The sequence below is a fragment of the Actinosynnema sp. genome (assembly GCF_052038725.1).
The window spans coordinates 1-1,653 of record NZ_JBQGCX010001291.1 but is presented as its reverse complement, the minus strand read 5'-3'; the positions used below and the strand labels follow the sequence as shown (position 1 = coordinate 1,653).

Sequence of the window (1,653 nt, the reverse complement as noted above, 5' to 3'; positions counted from 1 at the left end):
CCTCGGCGGCGTTGTGGGCGATCTCCTGGATGGACTGGCCCATCTCGGCGCTGCCGGTGGCCACGGTGCGCACGTTGCCCGAGATGTCCTCGGCCGCCGCCGACACCCGGCCCGCCGGCGCCGCGGTGTCCTGGGTGTTCTGGGACAGGGTGCGCGCGGTGCCCGCGAGGCCGCCCGCGAGCGAGGTCAGCGAGGTCGCCCCGTCCGACAGCGCGGTCACGGCGGCGCGGGTGTTGTCGACGGCCTCGGCGAGCGCCCGGTCGGCCTCGGCGACCTCGTCGCCGCCCTCCGGGGTCGGGGTGGCGGTCAGGTCGCCCTCGGCGACGCGGCGCAGCGCGCCGACCGTGCGGCCCAGCGGGGCGGTGATGCTGCGGGTGACGGCGAACGCCAGCAGCGCGGCCAGCGCGATGGCGGCGACCAGCGCGACCACGACCCAGGTGATCAGGGTGGCCGCGGCGGCCTCGGCGGCGGCCTGGTCGGTGGCCAGTCGCTCGGTCAGCTGCCCGATCAGGGCGTCGGTGTCCTGGACGATCGCGAAGTAGATCTCGTAGCCGGGGCCCAGGACGATCGCGTCGCCCTCGTCCACCGCGCCCCGCGCGTACGCGGCGGCGGCCTGGTCGTCGGCGGTGAAGTACTTCTTCCAGGCGGCGTCGATCCTGGTGAACGTCTCGCGCTCGGCGTCGGTCAGCCGCTCGGTGGGCACGGACGCGAGCACGTCGGCCAGCTTGGCCTTGTCGGCCAGGAAGCCCGCGCGGTTGGCGCTGCTCGGGGCGACGGCCTCCGCCGGGCTGAGCCTGCGCGCGTCCCACGCGTAGGCGACCTGCCACCCGCTGATGTCGGCGTCGTAGAACTTGATGAGGTCGGCGGCGCGCACCAGGTCGCGGACCTGCCGCTCCCGCGCGGCCGACGCCTGCTGGTCGCCGACCCCCCGCACGGCGGCCACCGAGGCGCCGCTCAGCACGACGGTGACGGCGGTGAACCCGGCGCCGAGGCGGGCGCCGATGCGCAGGCGGCGGAGCTGACCGGAGAACATCCGACCTCCAGGGGCGGTGCGCCGCAGGACGCGGCGGGGCACCGGCTGTAACGGCAGGCGGCGGGGCGGGCTGACGGGTTTTCCCGCCGGGTGGTGTCACCTGACCGGGCGATGTCCGGGGGCGCGCGGGCGGGGGCGTTCTCTGGCGGGCGCGCCGCCCAGGTGTGGCCACCTGCCCGGAGGGCGTTGTGCGCGCGCAACGCCGAAGCGTTGCGTGAGCGCACCGGTCGTCGAACCGCGCCGCCGGAGCTGTTCCGGTCGCGCCAACGGGTTCCCGCGAGGACCGTCCCAAGAGGTCGTTGCGCCCGCGCGGCGTCCCGGCGTCGCGCCGACACGCCCCCAGGTCCTTGCCCCCACCCGCCGGGAAGCAGAATGATCGCTCCCGAGGGGGGTGCATGACGATCGGTCCACTACCGCCGAGGGCGCGCGCGGCGCTGGCCCTGCTGGCGCTGCACACCGACGTCCGGCGGGGCGTCGACCGGGTCGCGGCCTCCGGAACGGGCGGGCTGTTCGTCCTCGGCTGGGACGACACCGTCGCCGAGGTCTGCGCGGGCGGCTACCCGCTGACCGGGGTCGCCGCCACCCCCGAGAACCTCGCCCAGACCGCCAAGATGGACCTC

The 1,653-nt window shown here is 76.2% G+C and carries 1 protein-coding gene and 1 pseudogene; one reads left to right on the top strand and one right to left on the bottom strand.

All coding sequences use genetic code 11. From position 1 onward, the window contains the following. Nucleotides 1-1,033 (bottom strand): HAMP domain-containing protein (locus ACTUAL_RS27280; protein WP_440902250.1); only part of this gene is annotated, 1,033 nt, incomplete at its 3' end. Nucleotides 1,034-1,428: 395 nt separating this feature from the next. Here ACTUAL_RS27280 and ACTUAL_RS27275 point away from each other — a divergent pair. Beyond that, nucleotides 1,429-1,653, top strand: a pseudogene (locus ACTUAL_RS27275) (hypothetical protein); the annotation flags it as partial.